The 15,111-nt window shown below is 62.7% G+C and carries 16 protein-coding genes; all 16 read left to right on the top strand.

Features of this window, described 5'->3' with window-relative positions; translation table 11 throughout:
- Nucleotides 1-147: 147 nt before the first annotated feature.
- The 16 genes from KHO23_RS24575 (at nt 148) to KHO23_RS24500 (ending at nt 15,068) form a co-directional block, all read left to right on the top strand.
- Nucleotides 148-1,437: an aromatic ring-hydroxylating oxygenase subunit alpha gene (locus KHO23_RS24575; RefSeq protein WP_211613980.1), complete on the top strand. Its 1,290-nt coding sequence runs from the start codon at nt 148-150 to the stop codon at nt 1,435-1,437.
- Between the two features lie 5 nt (nt 1,438-1,442).
- A complete protein-coding gene (locus tag KHO23_RS24570; protein ID WP_211613978.1) occupies nt 1,443-1,847 on the top strand; it encodes a hypothetical protein in 405 nt (134 codons plus the stop codon).
- A gap of 33 nt (nt 1,848-1,880) precedes the next feature.
- On the top strand, nt 1,881-2,297 hold the full coding sequence (locus tag KHO23_RS24565; protein ID WP_211613976.1) for a cupin domain-containing protein: 417 nt from the start codon (nt 1,881-1,883) through the stop codon (nt 2,295-2,297).
- Nucleotides 2,294-2,668: a cupin domain-containing protein gene (locus tag KHO23_RS24560; protein ID WP_211613974.1), complete on the top strand. Its 375-nt coding sequence runs from the start codon at nt 2,294-2,296 to the stop codon at nt 2,666-2,668. Before KHO23_RS24565 ends, KHO23_RS24560 begins: the two co-directional genes overlap by 4 nt.
- Complete coding sequence (locus KHO23_RS24555) at nt 2,665-3,924, top strand: NAD(P)/FAD-dependent oxidoreductase (RefSeq protein ID WP_211613972.1); 1,260 nt, start codon at nt 2,665-2,667, stop codon at nt 3,922-3,924. Before KHO23_RS24560 ends, KHO23_RS24555 begins: the two co-directional genes overlap by 4 nt.
- Complete coding sequence (locus tag KHO23_RS24550; protein WP_211613970.1) at nt 3,924-4,508, top strand: nuclear transport factor 2 family protein; 585 nt, start codon at nt 3,924-3,926, stop codon at nt 4,506-4,508. The genes KHO23_RS24555 and KHO23_RS24550 overlap by 1 nt, the downstream gene beginning before the upstream one ends.
- Before the next feature lie 14 nt (nt 4,509-4,522).
- Complete coding sequence (locus KHO23_RS24545) at nt 4,523-5,464, top strand: dihydroorotate dehydrogenase electron transfer subunit (RefSeq protein WP_236066978.1); 942 nt, start codon at nt 4,523-4,525, stop codon at nt 5,462-5,464.
- Nucleotides 5,458-6,396, top strand: a complete 939-nt coding sequence (locus KHO23_RS24540) for a dihydroorotate dehydrogenase (protein WP_211613966.1) — start codon at nt 5,458-5,460, stop codon at nt 6,394-6,396. Before KHO23_RS24545 ends, KHO23_RS24540 begins: the two co-directional genes overlap by 7 nt.
- Complete coding sequence (locus tag KHO23_RS24535; RefSeq protein ID WP_211613964.1) at nt 6,393-6,764, top strand: non-heme iron oxygenase ferredoxin subunit; 372 nt, start codon at nt 6,393-6,395, stop codon at nt 6,762-6,764. Before KHO23_RS24540 ends, KHO23_RS24535 begins: the two co-directional genes overlap by 4 nt.
- Nucleotides 6,761-7,891, top strand: a complete 1,131-nt coding sequence (locus KHO23_RS24530) for an asparaginase (RefSeq protein ID WP_211613962.1) — start codon at nt 6,761-6,763, stop codon at nt 7,889-7,891. Before KHO23_RS24535 ends, KHO23_RS24530 begins: the two co-directional genes overlap by 4 nt.
- Before the next feature lie 55 nt (nt 7,892-7,946).
- A complete protein-coding gene (locus KHO23_RS24525; protein ID WP_211613960.1) occupies nt 7,947-8,654 on the top strand; it encodes a hypothetical protein in 708 nt (235 codons plus the stop codon).
- A 65-nt stretch (nt 8,655-8,719) separates the two neighbouring features.
- Nucleotides 8,720-9,805, top strand: coding sequence for a porin (locus KHO23_RS24520; RefSeq protein WP_211613958.1), 1,086 nt, complete (start codon nt 8,720-8,722; stop codon nt 9,803-9,805).
- 364 nt (nt 9,806-10,169) lie between these two features.
- The gene (locus KHO23_RS24515) at nt 10,170-11,129 is read left to right on the top strand and encodes a LysR family transcriptional regulator (RefSeq protein WP_211613956.1); all 960 of its coding nucleotides are present in this window, start codon (nt 10,170-10,172) and stop codon (nt 11,127-11,129) included.
- Between the two features lie 288 nt (nt 11,130-11,417).
- The gene (locus tag KHO23_RS24510; RefSeq protein ID WP_211613954.1) at nt 11,418-12,911 is read left to right on the top strand and encodes an amidohydrolase; all 1,494 of its coding nucleotides are present in this window, start codon (nt 11,418-11,420) and stop codon (nt 12,909-12,911) included.
- Entirely contained in the window at nt 12,908-14,368 is a 1,461-nt protein-coding gene (locus tag KHO23_RS24505; RefSeq protein WP_211613952.1) for a M20 family metallopeptidase, read from the top strand. The genes KHO23_RS24510 and KHO23_RS24505 overlap by 4 nt, the downstream gene beginning before the upstream one ends.
- Nucleotides 14,369-14,375: 7 nt before the next feature.
- Nucleotides 14,376-15,068, top strand: a complete 693-nt coding sequence (locus tag KHO23_RS24500; protein WP_211613950.1) for an ethyl tert-butyl ether degradation protein EthD — start codon at nt 14,376-14,378, stop codon at nt 15,066-15,068.
- The last annotated feature ends 43 nt before the right edge of the window (nt 15,069-15,111 follow it).

The following is a 15,111-nucleotide window of genomic DNA, read 5'->3' as shown; positions in this document are numbered from 1 at the left end:
TTCTAACAATCGCCTGCACGCCGGATGTCTCGTCAGCGACGCCGCTTCAAAAAGTTTTCACAAAGAGCTTGACAGCATTTTTCGTTGAAAACAGAATGCCATTCATTATTCAGCGATTCAGCACTCACCTCACGAAGGACGCCGTTCATGAATGCGATTCCCGCCCCGGAGGGCACATTGACCGCGCGCTACGCGGAACTAGGCGCTGGACTGATTCCCGTCGAGCCCTATATTTCTCCCGGGTACTACGAGCGCGAAAAGGCGCACATCTTCAAGAAGACCTGGTTGCAGGTCGGCCGCGTGGAGGAAATCCCCGAGGCGGGTGATTACTTCGTCAAGAAGCTCGACGCGTGCGACACGGAGATCATCGTCGTGCGCAACAAGCGCGGTGAGATTCGCGCAATGCACAACGTCTGCTCGCACCGGCTGAATCAGATTGCGTACGACAAGACCGGACATACGCGCAAATTCTTCTGCAAGTTCCACGGCTGGGCGTACGACCTGGACGGCAATTTGACGGGCGTGCCGGACGAGCAATGTTTTTTCGGGCTCGACTTCAAAGATTACGCACTGACGCGCGTCGCGTGCGACGTATGGCAAGGATTCATCTTCGTCAACATGGACCCGCAGCCCAGGCTCTCGCTCGCCGACTTTCTCAGGCCGATGTACGGCGAGGTCGAAGGCTATCCGTTCGACAAGCTGAAGGTGGGCTTCGCGTGGGAAACGGTGGTCGACTGCAACTGGAAGCTCGCGCTCGACGCGTTCCAGGAGGCTTATCACGTCGCGTATGTGCATGGCAATTCGATCGCCGACGCCATCGACAGTAGCGCGGGCGGCAGCATGCCGCCGCTCGACGCGCTGTGCGGCGAGTTCCATCGACGTCTGTCGCTGGCGGGCAACCAGAAGTCGGTCTATGGGAACCCGAAAGCGGTGACATCGGGCGGCGCGGCCGCGGCCGAAGCATTGTCCGACGCCGGTTCGAAACGCCCGATCGCCGCGGCGGCATTGCGCGCGGGCATCGGCAGCGCACGCCATGAGTTTCCGCTCGACGCGTTGCCCAAGGGTGTCAACTGGACGAAGAGCGAGAACTGGCTGTTCGACATCAACGTGATGTTTCCGGACTTCTATCTGTCGCTGCGTCCCAACTACTGCCAGGCCTACAACTTCCGTCCGATCGCGCATAACAAGACGCTTTTCGAAGCGCGCGTGTATTACCCGGAAATGACGACGCCAGGTGGCCGATTCTTCCTCGAGTACATGAAGGTGGCGTTGCGCGACGTGCTGCTCGAGGACCTCAGCACGCTCGAACGTACGCAACGGGCGGCGGAAACCGGCGTGAAGAAATTCATGGTGCTGCAGGACAACGAGCTGCTGGTGCGGCACAGCTATCACGTCATCGAACGCCTGTTGGCGCAAGCCGAAGCCACTGTGGAGTAAACGTCATGGAACAGAAAGTCATCGTCGTCACGAAGCGCGCGGATTTCACGCAGGACGCGTCGTCACGCGCGCCGCTGCCTGCCGCCTTCGAGGAGTTGAACCGCTTTGTCGACGTGTGGGCGTTGCCGACCGAAACCGAACGGACGACGCGACGCCATACGGCGGGCATGCCGGCCATCGTCGAATTCAAGGACGCGATGCTCGCCAGGGTCGACGACATCGTGGCATGGCTTAACCAGTTCGAACTGGACAAGCTGCCCGAAGACGCGAAGACGCTGATGTGTCTGCTGCTGTCGCTGGCCGAAGTCGCGCCCGCTATCGAGTTCTACCAGCAGCCTTTCGTGATCGACGGATACGATCCCTTCCGCTTCGTGGCGGACGAAACGTTTTCGATGCGCCCCGCCATCTGACGCTCACACGCTCGGCCAGTAAAGGATCAGATCATGCCCAAGTGCCGCATTTTTGGTGTTGACCACGCACTCAAGGAGGTTGTTGCCGACGGCCTCTATATAAAGACGATGATCGGCGAGACGATGAGCGTCGCGGTCATCAAGTTCGTTGAAACGGCGGGCCACGGCCTGCCCGCGAAAGCGCATAGCCACGGAGAAGAGGCGTCGCTGCAGATCAAGGGCGGCTGTTCGATTTTCGAGGTGCACGACAACGGCGCGGAGATCGAGCGGCGCCTGAACACGGGCGAGGTGATGATCATTCCCGCCGGCTTGAGCCACTACGGTGTCAACACCTACGAAGGCGCGGGCATGAGCATGCGTCTGAACGTGGTGACGCCGCCGCGTGCCGAATATCGCGGCGACGACGAGGCTCCCTATTACCCGCTGGCCGATCGGGAGAACGGATCGTGATCGAAGCGATTCTGTCGAACGGCGGCGCCGCGCATTGCACGCTGTTGCCGGCCGTTCCCCATGAAGGCGCGGCGGCTCAGTTGCCGATCGTGCGACATGTTGCCGACGGCGCGGCGCTTTCAGCGTCGACCCAACGCATGCAACGCGACGAGCTGGTCGAATTTGAAGCGGGCCTTCTTGGCGAAGAACTCGCCGCAGTGCTGGAAGGGCGCGTCGACATCGTCGCGGCGGATGAGCACTACGTCCTCTCGGCGGGCGAGGCCATCCTGATCCCGCCGCGCGAAGCGCGCCGCTATCGTTGCATCACGCCAGGCTGCGTGCTGTATCGCGTGACGTGCAACGCCGAAGCAAACAAGGAGCCGCAACAATGAACTCGCCACATGTCGCGATTGTCGGCGCGGGTCATGCCGGCGGACGTGTCGCCCAGCATCTGAAAGCCCTGGGCCATCCCGGGCGAGTCACGCTGATCGGCGATGAACCGCATGCACCGTATGAGCGTCCCGCGTTGTCGAAGGAACTGCTGCTGGGTACGAAGACGCAAGAGAGCCTCGTGCTGACCTCGCCCGACTACTGGACCAGCGAGTCGCTGACGGGAGCCGGCATCGAGCGTGTGCGCGCCAGTGCGCGGAAACTCGACGTCGATTCACGGCGCCTGCATCTGGACAACGGCGCCACCGTGGATTTCGATCTGCTGGTCGTCGCGACGGGCGGCATGGCGAGGCGTCCGCGTTTCCTCACGCAGCACGTCGAAGGTGTGCATGCGCTGCGCACGCTGGACGATTGCCTCGCGTTGCGCACATCGCTGGAAGGCTGCCGCAAGCTTGCAATCATCGGCGCGGGCGTCATCGGGATGGAAGTGGCTTCTAGCGCGATCAGTCTTGGCGTGCCGGTGACGGTGCTGGAGGCCGGCGACGGCATCATGGGGCGCTGTCTGCCGCCGCAAGTGGCTGGATGGCTTGCACAGGAACATGCCGCGAAGGGCGTCGATGTGCGAACGCGGGTCAATGTCACGGACATCGTGCGCGCGGGCGGGGCGGACCGCGGTGCGTTCGCGTTGCGCATCGACGCGTTGCAAGACGGCGCGCCGGTGTCCATCGATGCCGACTGCGTGCTGATCGCGATCGGCGTCGACTGCAATCCCGCATTCTTACGCGGCACGGGACTCTCGGACGAACGCGGTGTCCTGGTCGATGAGTTCTGCCGCAGCCCCTCGGCGCCCTGGTTTTACGCCGCCGGAGACGCGGCCTGCGCGTTGGACCGCGCATCCAGTCGCCACGTCAGGCAGGAAACGTGGCGCAACGCCGAGAATCAGGCGCGCGCCGTAGCCGGGATCATCACCGGGCGAATGGAACCGTATGCGGAGATTCAATGGATGTGGACGGATCAACTCGGCCACGCGATCCAGGTGACGGGCGTGCACGAACCCGGCGATGAGATCGTCGTGCGCGGCTCGCTTTCATCGGCGGACGCGACCGTGATTTCGCTGCGCGACGGTTGCGTGGCCGCGGGCGTGACGGTCAACCAGAGCCGCGAACGGCGGCATCTGGAACGTCTCGTCAGCGCGCGCAGGCGCATCGATACAGGCCGATTGGCCGACACGTCGGTTCCCTTGAAGGAGCTGGCGTGATGACGGAACACAACTCGCCGATACAGTCGCTGGAGGCGCGCGTCGCCCGGCTCGAAGCGATCGACGCGATCCGCTCGCTGAAGGCACGCTACGCCGCGCTCGCCGATCAGAAATACACGAGCGACTATCAACGGCAGCCGCAACCCGTGATGCACGAAATCGCGTTGCAGCAGGCCATGTGCTTCACGGAGCGCGCGGTGTGGACCGGCGGCGCGGGATTCGGCAACGACCTCGTCGGACGCGCCGCTCTGTGCGAATGGTTTCAGCGTTCGCCGTGGCGCTTCGCGATGCATTACTACGTGAGTGAAGCACTCGACGTGACCGAGGCCATGCACGCGACTGGCAGCTGGCGGCTCTGGCAACTCGCGCTGCGTGATGACGATGCGCGCGCGGTACTGCTTGGGGCGGTCACCGAAGAGAAGTATGAGCGTACGCCCTCCGGCACGTGGCTGATCAGTGAAATGAGCTTCACGCAGCTTCATATGATGGAGCCCGACGACCGGATGTCGCCGCTGGCAAGCGATTTCGCTTCGTTGACCGCATTGCGCAAGTCCGGACTCAGCGAAACGACCCGAACCGTTTGATGGATGGAATTCTTATGAACACATTTTCTGCAGAGCCGAATGCGGCGCGAAGCGACACGGCCACCGATCCCGCCACCGCGCGCGTGATTGCTTTGTGTCCGGATCACGCGCACGCGGATGCTGCTCACACCTGCCAGAGTACGCCGACGATCGCGGAGAACCAGTGCCACGTGCGCTCGAACGCATGGCTCAATGCGGAGTACAAGCATCTCGTGCTGACGGCGCCTGAGCTCGCGCTGACGGCACGCGCCGGGCAGTTCTTTCATCTCGCGTGTCCGGCTTCGAACGACGACACGCCTTATCTTCGCCGGCCGATGAGCATCTACTGCGTGGCCGCGGAAGACAGCCGCATCGAATTTCTCTACAAGGTACAGGGTGCGGGAACACGTGGCCTGGCCCAACTTCTGCCGGGCGATACGCTCGACGCGCTGGGCCCGCTCGGCAACGGCTTTGCGCTGCCCGCATCGACGGAACCGGCACACGTCCTGCTGCTTGGCCGCGGCGTTGGCCTCGCGACGATGACGCCGCTCGCGCAGCAGGCGATCGCGGCGGGTGCGCATGTCACCGCAATCCTCAGCGCACGCAGTGAGGCGTTGATGATGTCGGCCGATTATCTGAAAGCCGTGGGCGCCGATGTGATCACTGTCACCGATGACGAGCAGACCAGCGACGTGGTCCAGGTCGAGAGCCTGATCCGGGAAGTGCACGGGCAACTGCGCATCACATTCGTCAGCACGTGCGGGTCGAACCGCCTGCTCGTCATGTTGCAACGCGTGGCCGCGCAGTTAGGCATCCGCGGCCAGGTCGCGCTCGAACAGCGCATGGGTTGCGGTTACGGAGCGTGCTACGCATGCGTGCGGCCTTTTCGGAAAGAGGCGGGTTCACCAGAGCTCAGCTACCGCCGTGTGTGCTGGGAAGGCCCGGTCTTCGATCTTCAGGAAACGACATCATGGTAGATCTCAGCGTCAATATTGGTTCGCTCAAGCTCGCGAATCCGGTGATGCCGGCCTCGGGTACTTTCGCCGAAGGCACGTCGCAGATATTCGACCTCAACTGTCTCGGCGCAATCGTCACTAAGACGATTACTCATGACGTGCGCGAAGGCGTGCCGCCTCCGCGTGTCGCCGAGTTTCGCGACGCCACGCTCTTTTCGATCGGCATCCCGAGCAAGGGCAGCGACTACTATGTCGAACAGACCGTGCCCTACTACCGGCGCTATAGTCCGCCTCTCGTCGCGAGCATTTCGGCCAACACGATCGAGGAGTTTGGCAGGCTCGCGGAAAAAATCAGCGTGCCAGGCGTCGCGGCGATCGAAGCGAATGTCTCCTGTCCCAACCTGAAGAAGAACGGTCAGGCGTTCGGCATGGATCCGGAAGCCACCTGGCAGGTGGTCAAGGCGATGAAGTCCGCGACCTCGCTGCCTGTCTGGCCCAAGATGACGCCCAATGCGGGCAACGTGGTCGAGGTAGCCCTGGCTGCTGAAGACGCGGGTGCGGATGCGCTCGTGGTGAGCAACGCGATTCTTGCAATGGCGATCGATGTCGAGACATTTCGCCCGCGTGTGGCGAACGTCATGGGCGGCCTCACGGGCGCCGCCACGAAACCGATCATGCTGCGGATCGCCTATCAATGCGTGCAGGCCGTCAAGATTCCCGTCATCGGATGCGGCGGCATTGCCACGGCCGCGGACGCGCTCGAGTTTCTTCTCGCGGGTTGCAGCGCGGTGCAGGTCGGCACCGCGAACTTCGTTTCGCCCACGGCGATGCCGCGCTTGATCGACGATCTGACAGAGTGGTGCAAGCGGCACGGCGTGGCGAAACTCACCGACCTGATCGGCGCGGTGAAGATGCACGAACCTGTCAGTCTCCAGCAACGGGTGGCGCTATGAACGCGGTGATCCAGATAAATTCCGCCGACGCACGCGAGTATGTGCGCGGCGACGACGGCTGGTTTGCAATCGGATCGCTTGACGAGGTGTTCGGCGCGCGCGCGTGCCGTGGCATCGAGATCGAGGGCGTCAAGATCGGTCTGTTCCGTGTCGACCATGAGATTCACGCGCTTGACGACATCTGCACGCACGGCGCGGCTTTGCTCAGCGAAGGCGATTTCGAGGGGCATGAAGTGGAATGCCCGCTGCATGCCGGTCTGGTCGATGTGCGAACGGGCCGTGCGCTTGCCGCGCCTGTGTCGCGCGACACCCGGCATCATGAGACCAGGGTCGAGGCCGACGCGCTTTTCGTGAGAGTGCAGGCATGAACGGCGCTGACGTGAAAGAGCCGATTGCTCCCGCGGTGTCCACACTCGTCGGCGAGCAAGCTGTGTCTGCAAAGCGTCCCCGCATCGCCGTGATCGGCACCGGCGGGACGTTTGCAATGCATGGGCGTCATCGCTTCGACTGGATCGAATACGCTGACAGCGGCGTGATCCATCCGATCGACGATCTGCTGCAACGCCTGGGCGAGCTGGTCCCGCATGTCGAGATCGTGCCCCTGCCGTTTCGCAGCTTGGGGAGCGTGTCCATCGGTCCGCGCGATTGGCTGGAGCTTGCCACGCTGATCCGCGACACCGCTGCAAGCGATCCCGCGTTGACGGGTTTCGTGATCACGCACGGCACGGCGACGCTCGAGGAGACCGCGTGGTTTCTCGGCCTTGTGCTGGAACTCGAACAACCCGTGGTGCTGACGGGCGCGCAGCGCCCCGCAAACACGGATGGCAGCGACGCCGCGGCGAATCTGCGCGGCGCGGTTGCCGTGGCCGCCGCGCCGGAGTCGCGCGGTGCGGGCGTGCTCGTTGCCATGGGCGGCCTTTTCTTCGCCGCGCGTGACGTGACCAAGGCGGCGAGCTTCGAACTCGCGGCATTCGAGGCCGCGCCGTATGGGCCACTCGGCAGGATCGATGCGGACGCCGGCGTGGTCTGGCGGCGTCGCGTGTTTCGTGATGCGGGGCCGTCGCGGCAGAGCCCGCGTTTCGCATCGATACTGGATGCAGCCGCGTCGACCGCGTTACCGCGGGTCGACATTGCCATGTCGTATGCGGGTGCCGATGGCGCGGCGATCGAAGCGTTTGTCGCGGCGGGTGCGCGCGGCATCGTCTCCGCGGGGCTTGCGCCTGGGCGTCCCGCGTCCGGGGAGGGGGAGGCGTTGTGCAACGCCGTCGCGGCTGGTGTGGTGGTGGTGCAGGCCACGCGCGCGCCGCGCGGCACGGTGCCGAAGCAGCGTTTCCTCGCCGCCGACGGAATAGTCGCGGGTGGCGATCTCTCCGCGCAGAAGTTGCGCATCGCACTCATGCTGATACTCGCGAGCTTCGGCGTGAGCGAGACGGCCCCGCGTGATCGCGCCCAGGTGGATCGCGACACCGTGCAAAGGATTTTGCTCGAACTGTGAAGTGAATTGCCCGCCCGCGCCGCCACCTCATTCGATCGAACCACTCGGACCGAACATGCAATTCTCCTATCTCGTCACCTTCCAGCATCCCGACCCGAGTGCGCGTATCAGCGACGAGGATCGGCGCCATATCCGCGCGTGCGTGGAAAATACGCCTGCATTGAGCCGCGCGCGCCTGTACACGCCATCCGCGGCGGATGACTATTACACGGACGACGGTCCATCGCCGATCTTCGCCATGCAGCTCGACTTCGAACGGCTTGCGGAGCTGGAGTCGGCGATTGCCGCCGACGGACATCTGCAGCAACTCGCGAGGGACGATTACCCGAGCCTCGCGACATGTGTGGTTGAGCAGCAGGTCATGGCGCGGCGGCCTTTTCCGGTGCTGGATTCGCAAGCGCAGGTGCCGCAAGGGGCGTTGCCTTGCCAGTTTCTCGTTCACTATCCGGGCCGCGCCGAGAATTTCGACGAATGGCTTGCGTACTATCTGTCGCATCATCCGCAGATCATGAAATTCTTTGACGGCGTGCGCGAAATCGAGATCTTCACGCGGGTCGATTGGGTCGATGCGATGCCGTGGAAGCGGGTGCACTACATGCAGCGCAACAAGTTAATGTTCGACAGCGCCGAAGCGATCACGCGCGCGATGAATTCGCCAGTCAGACACGAGATGCGCGCGGATTTCGAAAAATTCCCACCGTTTGAAGGCAGCAACATTCATCACCCGATGTGGGCAGAAACGCTCCCTGTATTGAAGCCCTAATCGCCCTTTCACGGCCGTCGTGACACGGGGTCAAGAAGCGACGGCCTCTTCCACACCACACAACAATGAGCCTACATAAAGCAGGCACGCTCGTGATTGCGAGCGTGCTGGCGTCCGCATGCGCGGATGCAAATGCACAATCGAGCTATACGCTTTACGGCAGCATCGACGAAAGCATGGGGTATGTGAACAACACGAAGGGCGGCCATGCAGTGATGATGGGGCCGATAGCGGTCCCGGACCAGTTCGGTTTCAAGGGAAGCGAAGACCTGGGAGGCGGTACCAGCGCGATTTTCCGGCTCGAAAACGGCTATTTTTCGAATACCGGCAGTTTCGCAACGGCGGGCGTGCTGTTCAGTCGAATGGCGTGGATTGGCTTGTCGAATGAGCGCTACGGGTCCGTTACCATGGGGCGGCAGTGGGACCTGACCAACGAGGTGTTTACGCCGAACGCGAATGGAGCGGTTCAGTACAACTATCTCGCCTATCATCCCGGAAATATCGACAATGCCGCGGTCACCCCGCTCAGCAATACGATCAGGTACGCGAGCCCCGTCTGGTACGGCATGTCCGCGCACGTGATGTACGGCTTCGCGGATTCGTCGACGGGGCAGGGACGCTACTTCGGCACCGATGTTTTCTACGCATCGGGACCGTTGAAGTTGTCTGCCGTGTACAGCGACACACGCAACAAGGCCTATGCGTTCAACACGGCACTCGGTTATGCGTCGTTTCTGGGTCAGAATCTCGCGGGCGGCAGCGCGTTTCGTGCGAGCAGTACGCGAATCGCGGGCATGGCTGGCTCGTGGACCCCGAATCGCACGTGGGCCGTGCATGGCATATTGAACACGGTGCGAATCGCGGATGCGGCCGACGCGGCGCATGCCACGACTGCGGAGTTGGGCGTCAACTGGAGCATGACGCCATTCAACGCGGTCGTCGCGGGTGGTTCGACGACCTGGTTCAACGGCCACGCCTACACCACGGTCGCGCTGTCGGACCTGTACCATCTTTCGGTGCGCACCATGCTCTACGCCGAAGCGACGTATCAGCACGCGAGCGGTGGCGCCAAGGCGGCCCTGCCGTCGCTCGCTCCTTCGTCGACGAGTTCGCAGGCCTCGCTGCGCTTCGGCGTGCAACACTACTTTTGATACGGCGCGAGCACGTCGGCCCTGCAGGACCGGGTCGCGCTGCTCGCGGCGCCTTCTCGCCGGCATTCATCAGCGCCTCGTGCGCTGCCCCGCCTGTCTGTGCTCCTGTCATTCACTCCACGCGTCGTGCGGCCTGTCGATCCGGCAACGCCGCGCTTTTCGCTTTATTGACGGGGCAGACTGCATTACCTTTGCACCATGTTCCGTCACGTGCTCCGATACTCGATGACAATACCGCCCATTGGCACGCAAGGGACACCTGTACCCGTTCGCGTGCGCAACAGGCGAGAAGGGCAGCGGCGGGCATCAATGGAAGTAAGCTCGTTCACTTTTGGTTGCGGACTGGATATGGAGACACCCCCTCATGAAGATTCATCAACTACGCACGCTCGTCGCGATTTCCGATACCGGAAGCATTCGCAACGCAGCGAAGGCGCTTGAACTTTCACCGGCGGCGGTGACCAAGGCGATGCGCGAACTCGAAGCCCAGGTTGGCGTGGCATTGATCGTCCGCGAAGCCTCCGGGATCAGTCTGACTGAAGCTGGGCGCGCTTTGCTGGCGCACGCGCGTCTGATGATCCAGCAGTTGCGACGCGCGCAGGACGAGATGGACCGCTTCTCAGGAGCAGGCAGGGAGCGGTTGACGGTTGCGCTGCCGACGTGGGTCGCCAGCGCGCTGCTTGGTGGCATCATGAAGCGCTTCGAACTGGAAATGCCCGATACCCGGCTCGTCTTCTACGAGAGCCTGCTGAGCGTCGCCCTGCCGAAACTGCGTGACGGCACGCTCGATCTCTCGGTGAATCGCGGCTGTCCGCCTTCATGCCGGGACGAATTCCAGCAAGTGCCGCTCTTCCTCGTGAGTTACGCGGTAGTGGGTCGCGCTGGGCATCCGCTCGCGAAATGCCGCACGTTGCCGCAACTGAAGGGCGCGAGCTGGGTGTTGAACCGAGACTTCACGGAAAACGACGCCGAAGGCGACGGGCCATTCGGTGAGTACTTTCGCCGCTACAAGCCGCGCGTGCACGTCGCGCATTCCTCGTCGATGATGATCGGCCTGATCTGTAACACCGACGTTCTCTCGATCATGCCATGGCCACTCGCGGAACTGCTCGTCGCGAAAGAGGGGCTGTGCGTGCTGCCCGTGACGGAGACCATCCCCGACGTGGAAGTGAACCTGATGTATCGGCGCGCAACCCCGCTAAGCGCGGCGGCGAAGGTCTTCATTCAAAGCCTGAAGGACACCATTCTCGACGAGGCCAATGCGGACGACCCAATGAGCAGACGTGTCTTTCATGCGGTCGAATGCGTGCTGAGTCAACCCTAGCAATGCACCGGCCGCAGCGCAAAGCAAAACCCGGGCCATAGCAATTTGACGCGCGTTATCTGCGCGTCTTTTTTTTCGCGGTTTGACCCATCAACGAATAAACATAACCATTTCTCACGCCGATGACAGTGCTCCGGCGTTTGTTGTGAAGAGACGATGTGCCGGGACTTTTTCCTCGCCTTGGTGAGGTGTCCGCCGCGCAGCACCAACATACCGCGCAAGTCATTGATCTGCGATCTTGCAGAGCAATCTCGCGCTGCACTGAAACACCTTTCAATCAGTCACATTATGTTGAAGCTCAACGAAGCCGAACGGGACGTGGTCGCTCGCATCGAGCATCATCGCGCGCTGTGCACGCACCTGAGCGACAGGCTCTGGGACCTTGCGGAGACCGCGTACTCGGAACACGCGTCCGCCGACCTTCAGATAAGAGAACTGACGCGGGAAGGCTTTCGGGTGACACAAGGCCTTGCGGGCATTCCGACCGCGTTCGTTGCGGAATGGGGCGACGGCGGACCAGTGATCGGCCTGCTGGGCGAGTACGACGCATTGCCCCAGTTGAGTCAGGTCGCGGGCTCCACGACGCGCGCGCCGGTCGTGAATGCCGGCAACGGCCATGGTTGCGGCCACAATCTGTTGGGCGGCGCCGCGTTGCTCGCCGCGCTGGCAGTCCGCGATCATTTGCGCGACACAGGTGTCGCGGGTCGCATCCGCTATTACGGTTGCCCCGCGGAGGAAGGCGGCGCGGGCAAGACGTTCATGACGCGCGCCGGTGTGTTCGACGACGTCGACGCCGCATTGACGTGGCATCCGTCCAGCATCTATGCGATCGACGCAATGTCGACGCTTGCCACACTGCACGCGCGCTTCGCGTTTTCCGGCAGGGCGGCGCATGCGGCGGCCGCGCCGCATCTTGGACGAAGCGCGCTCGACGCGGTCGCATTAATGAACGTGGCGGCCAACTACTTGCGCGAACACATTCCGGCTGACGCGCGTCTGCACTATGCGATTCACGACACGGGCGGCCGCGCGCCGAACGTCGTGCAGGCTCACGCCGAGGTTGTCTACCAGATACGTGCGCCCGAACTTGAAGTCGTGCAGTCCATCCATGCGCGTCTGGTACGGATCGCCGAGGGCGCCGCGATGATGTCCGAGACTGCGATGCAGGTGCGCGTCGAGAAGGCGATGTCGAATATGCGCCCGAATCCCGCGATTTCGGAGCTGATGTATGTGCGCATGCAGGCACTGGGCCCAGTCCCGTTCGACGACCACGACCGGGCTTTCGCGCACCGGATGCAGCAAGCCATTTCAAAGGAAGAGGCGCGCGCGAGTCTCGCCATATTCGGCGCTGCGCATCTGAAGGGCGAGCTCCACGACGCCATCTTGCCGGAGGAGCGGATGCCGCCCGTGCTGCCCGCATCGACCGACGTGGGCGACGTTAGTTGGGTGGTGCCGACGGCCCGCTGCCTCGTGCCATGCTTCGCGCTCGGCACACCGTTCCACTCATGGCAACTGGTCGCACAGGGCAAGTCGTCGCTTGCCCACAAGGGGATGACGCATACCGCCAAGGTGCTGGCCGTCACGGCGGCAGCGCTGTATCACGATCCGACCACTCTCGCCGCCGCGAAGCGGGCGCTACAGGAACAGTCGGCCGACGCGGCATACCAGTGTCCCATTCCTTCCGATGTCGAACCGCCCGTCGCCGTAGCGGCCGTTGATGCGCGTCGGCGCGGTACGTTGCGCGGCGGCTTTCCGTCGCAATACGCAGGAGTGCAATCGTGAGTCAATTGTTGAATGAGCGCGTGGCCGAAATAGCTGCTCTCGTTGATGCGAAGAAAAATGGCCTGATCCGGTTGTCTGACGAGATATGGGGGCTCGCCGAAACTCGCTGGCAGGAGTTTCAATCCGTTAAGGAGCAGATCGCCGTGCTTGAGCGCGAAGGATTCCACGTGACGCGCAATGTCGGCGGCATTCCGACGGCGTTCAGCGCGCAGTGCGGAGAGGATGGTCCCGTCATCGGCTTTCTCGGTGAGTACGATGCGCTTTCGGATATGAGCCAGGTCGCAGGAGCGGTCGAGCCGATGCCGGCTTGCGAGGGCGCAAATGGTCACGGGTGCGGCCACCACCTGCTCGGCGCCGGCGCGATGCTGGCGGCGATTGCGACGCGCGATTATCTCGCGCGCCACCGGCTTCCCGGCATCGTGCGTTATTACGGTTGTCCCGCTGAAGAGGGGGGCGCGGGCAAGACCTACATGGCGCGTGCAAATGCATTCGACGACCTCGACGCGGCACTGGCCTGGCATCCGGGTCCCTATTCGGGCGTATTCAAGTACAAATCCCTCGCCATCATTCAGATGGCGTTCCGTTTCTCGGGGATCGCGTCTCACGCGGCCGCGTCGCCGCATCTCGGCCGTAGCGCGTTGGACGCGGTCGAACTCATGAACGTCGGCGTGAACTTCATGCGCGAGCACATGCCACCGGATGCGCGGGTGCACTACGCGATCACCGATGCTGGTGGATACGCTCCGAACGTGGTGCAGGCCAATGCTGAAGTGTTGTACGTCGTGCGGTCTCCCGATCTCGACGACACCCGCCAACTGGCAGCCCGCGTCGAGCAGATTGGCCGTGCCGCGGCGCTGATGACCGATACGCAGCTTAGCATCGAATTCGATCGCGCATGCTCGAATGTGCTGCGCAATGGCGTGATCGAGCGATTGATGATGGACATGCTCGCGACGCTCGGCGCACCGCCTTTTGACGAAGTCGACCAGGCATTCGCGAACGAACTGACAGAGCGGATTACCGACGCCGATCTGCGCGAGTGCATCGAGTCGTATCGTGGTGATCCGAACGAGCGTGGCCTGAGCGTGCGCGCACTTGTGTTGCACGAGGAGCCTGGCACGCTGACGGGCTCGAGCGACGTCGGTGATGTGAGCTGGATTGTGCCCACGGCGCAGTACCTAGGCGCATGCTACGCGATCGGCACGAACATGCACACGTGGCAGCTCGTAGCTCAAGGCAAGCTGCCGGCTGCGCACAAGGGCATGGTGCACGCCGCGAAGGTCATGGCAGGCACGGCGGTCCAGTTGTGCATCGATCCCACACATCTCGGGGCCGCGAAAGCCGAGCTCGTACTTCATACGAACGGGCGTCCCTACGTCAGCCCGATTCCTCCCGACGTACAGGCGCCGCCCGTGCGAGAGGCGAAGCATCCCGAAACCGAACAAGCGAACGTTTGAAGTAACCATGATTTCCTACTTCCTGACTGCCCGGGAACACACGTCACCGGCGGAGGCCGACGCTTTTGCCGAGTTCCGCGCAGAGCTCGCGCGGATTCCGCATTTGCGCTGTGGCGAATTGCACAGGCCGGCGGCCGTCGAAACTTATCATCGCGACGGCCCCGCGCCGCGTGCGGCGATGAGACTCGCATTCGATTCGATCGAGGCGCTGGAGTCGCAGTTGATGCCCGGAGGCCGACTGCTCGAATTCGCGGGCTCCGCGTTATGGCGGCATGTTGCGGGCGAGCAAATGACGCAGCAGGCCATGCTTACGCGGACTTTCCTGCCGCTCGGCCGCCTGCCGCAAGGCGCGGATAGCGAGCAAACATGCAGCTACCTCGTGCACTACCCCGGACAGGCGGAGGATTTTAACGCTTGGCTAACCTACTACGTCAGCCACCATCCGCAGATCATGCTCGACTATCCCGGTGTGATGCAGGTGCAGGTCTTCACCCGTCTTGACTGGTGCGACGTGATGCCTTTCGAGCGCGTCTCGCACATGCAGCGAAACCAGTTGACGTTCCCTTCGATCGACGCGTTGATGCTCGCGCTCAAGTCGCCCGTGCACGCGCGGATGCAGGAGGATAACCAGAACTTTCCCGCGTTCTTCGGTGGCGCGAAGCACTTTGCGATGTGCACGTCTTTCGTGAACGGGATTTGATCAGTCGCGGGGAAGTTCGATTCAAATAACTATTAATATTTCA

This window comes from Paraburkholderia haematera (assembly GCF_905220975.1).
Classification (GTDB): Bacteria; Pseudomonadota; Gammaproteobacteria; order Burkholderiales; family Burkholderiaceae; genus Paraburkholderia; species Paraburkholderia haematera.
Note: the sequence above shows the minus strand (reverse complement) of the source record. Positions and strands in the feature narration are given on the sequence as shown.

What these genes read in the sequence shown, in the direction of transcription:
- KHO23_RS24575 (WP_211613980.1), top strand. Translation starts at nt 148, where the DNA reads ATGAATGCGATTCCCGCCCCGGAGGGCACATTGACCGCGCGCTACGCG.
- KHO23_RS24570 (WP_211613978.1), top strand. Translation starts at nt 1,443, where the DNA reads ATGGAACAGAAAGTCATCGTCGTCACGAAGCGCGCGGATTTCACGCAG.
- KHO23_RS24565 (WP_211613976.1), top strand. Translation starts at nt 1,881, where the DNA reads ATGCCCAAGTGCCGCATTTTTGGTGTTGACCACGCACTCAAGGAGGTT.
- KHO23_RS24555 (WP_211613972.1), top strand. Translation starts at nt 2,665, where the DNA reads ATGAACTCGCCACATGTCGCGATTGTCGGCGCGGGTCATGCCGGCGGA.
- KHO23_RS24550 (WP_211613970.1), top strand. Translation starts at nt 3,924, where the DNA reads ATGACGGAACACAACTCGCCGATACAGTCGCTGGAGGCGCGCGTCGCC.
- KHO23_RS24545 (WP_236066978.1), top strand. Translation starts at nt 4,523, where the DNA reads ATGAACACATTTTCTGCAGAGCCGAATGCGGCGCGAAGCGACACGGCC.
- KHO23_RS24540 (WP_211613966.1), top strand. Translation starts at nt 5,458, where the DNA reads ATGGTAGATCTCAGCGTCAATATTGGTTCGCTCAAGCTCGCGAATCCG.
- KHO23_RS24535 (WP_211613964.1), top strand. Translation starts at nt 6,393, where the DNA reads ATGAACGCGGTGATCCAGATAAATTCCGCCGACGCACGCGAGTATGTG.
- KHO23_RS24530 (WP_211613962.1), top strand. Translation starts at nt 6,761, where the DNA reads ATGAACGGCGCTGACGTGAAAGAGCCGATTGCTCCCGCGGTGTCCACA.
- KHO23_RS24525 (WP_211613960.1), top strand. Translation starts at nt 7,947, where the DNA reads ATGCAATTCTCCTATCTCGTCACCTTCCAGCATCCCGACCCGAGTGCG.
- KHO23_RS24520 (WP_211613958.1), top strand. Translation starts at nt 8,720, where the DNA reads ATGAGCCTACATAAAGCAGGCACGCTCGTGATTGCGAGCGTGCTGGCG.
- KHO23_RS24515 (WP_211613956.1), top strand. Translation starts at nt 10,170, where the DNA reads ATGAAGATTCATCAACTACGCACGCTCGTCGCGATTTCCGATACCGGA.
- KHO23_RS24510 (WP_211613954.1), top strand. Translation starts at nt 11,418, where the DNA reads ATGTTGAAGCTCAACGAAGCCGAACGGGACGTGGTCGCTCGCATCGAG.
- KHO23_RS24500 (WP_211613950.1), top strand. Translation starts at nt 14,376, where the DNA reads ATGATTTCCTACTTCCTGACTGCCCGGGAACACACGTCACCGGCGGAG.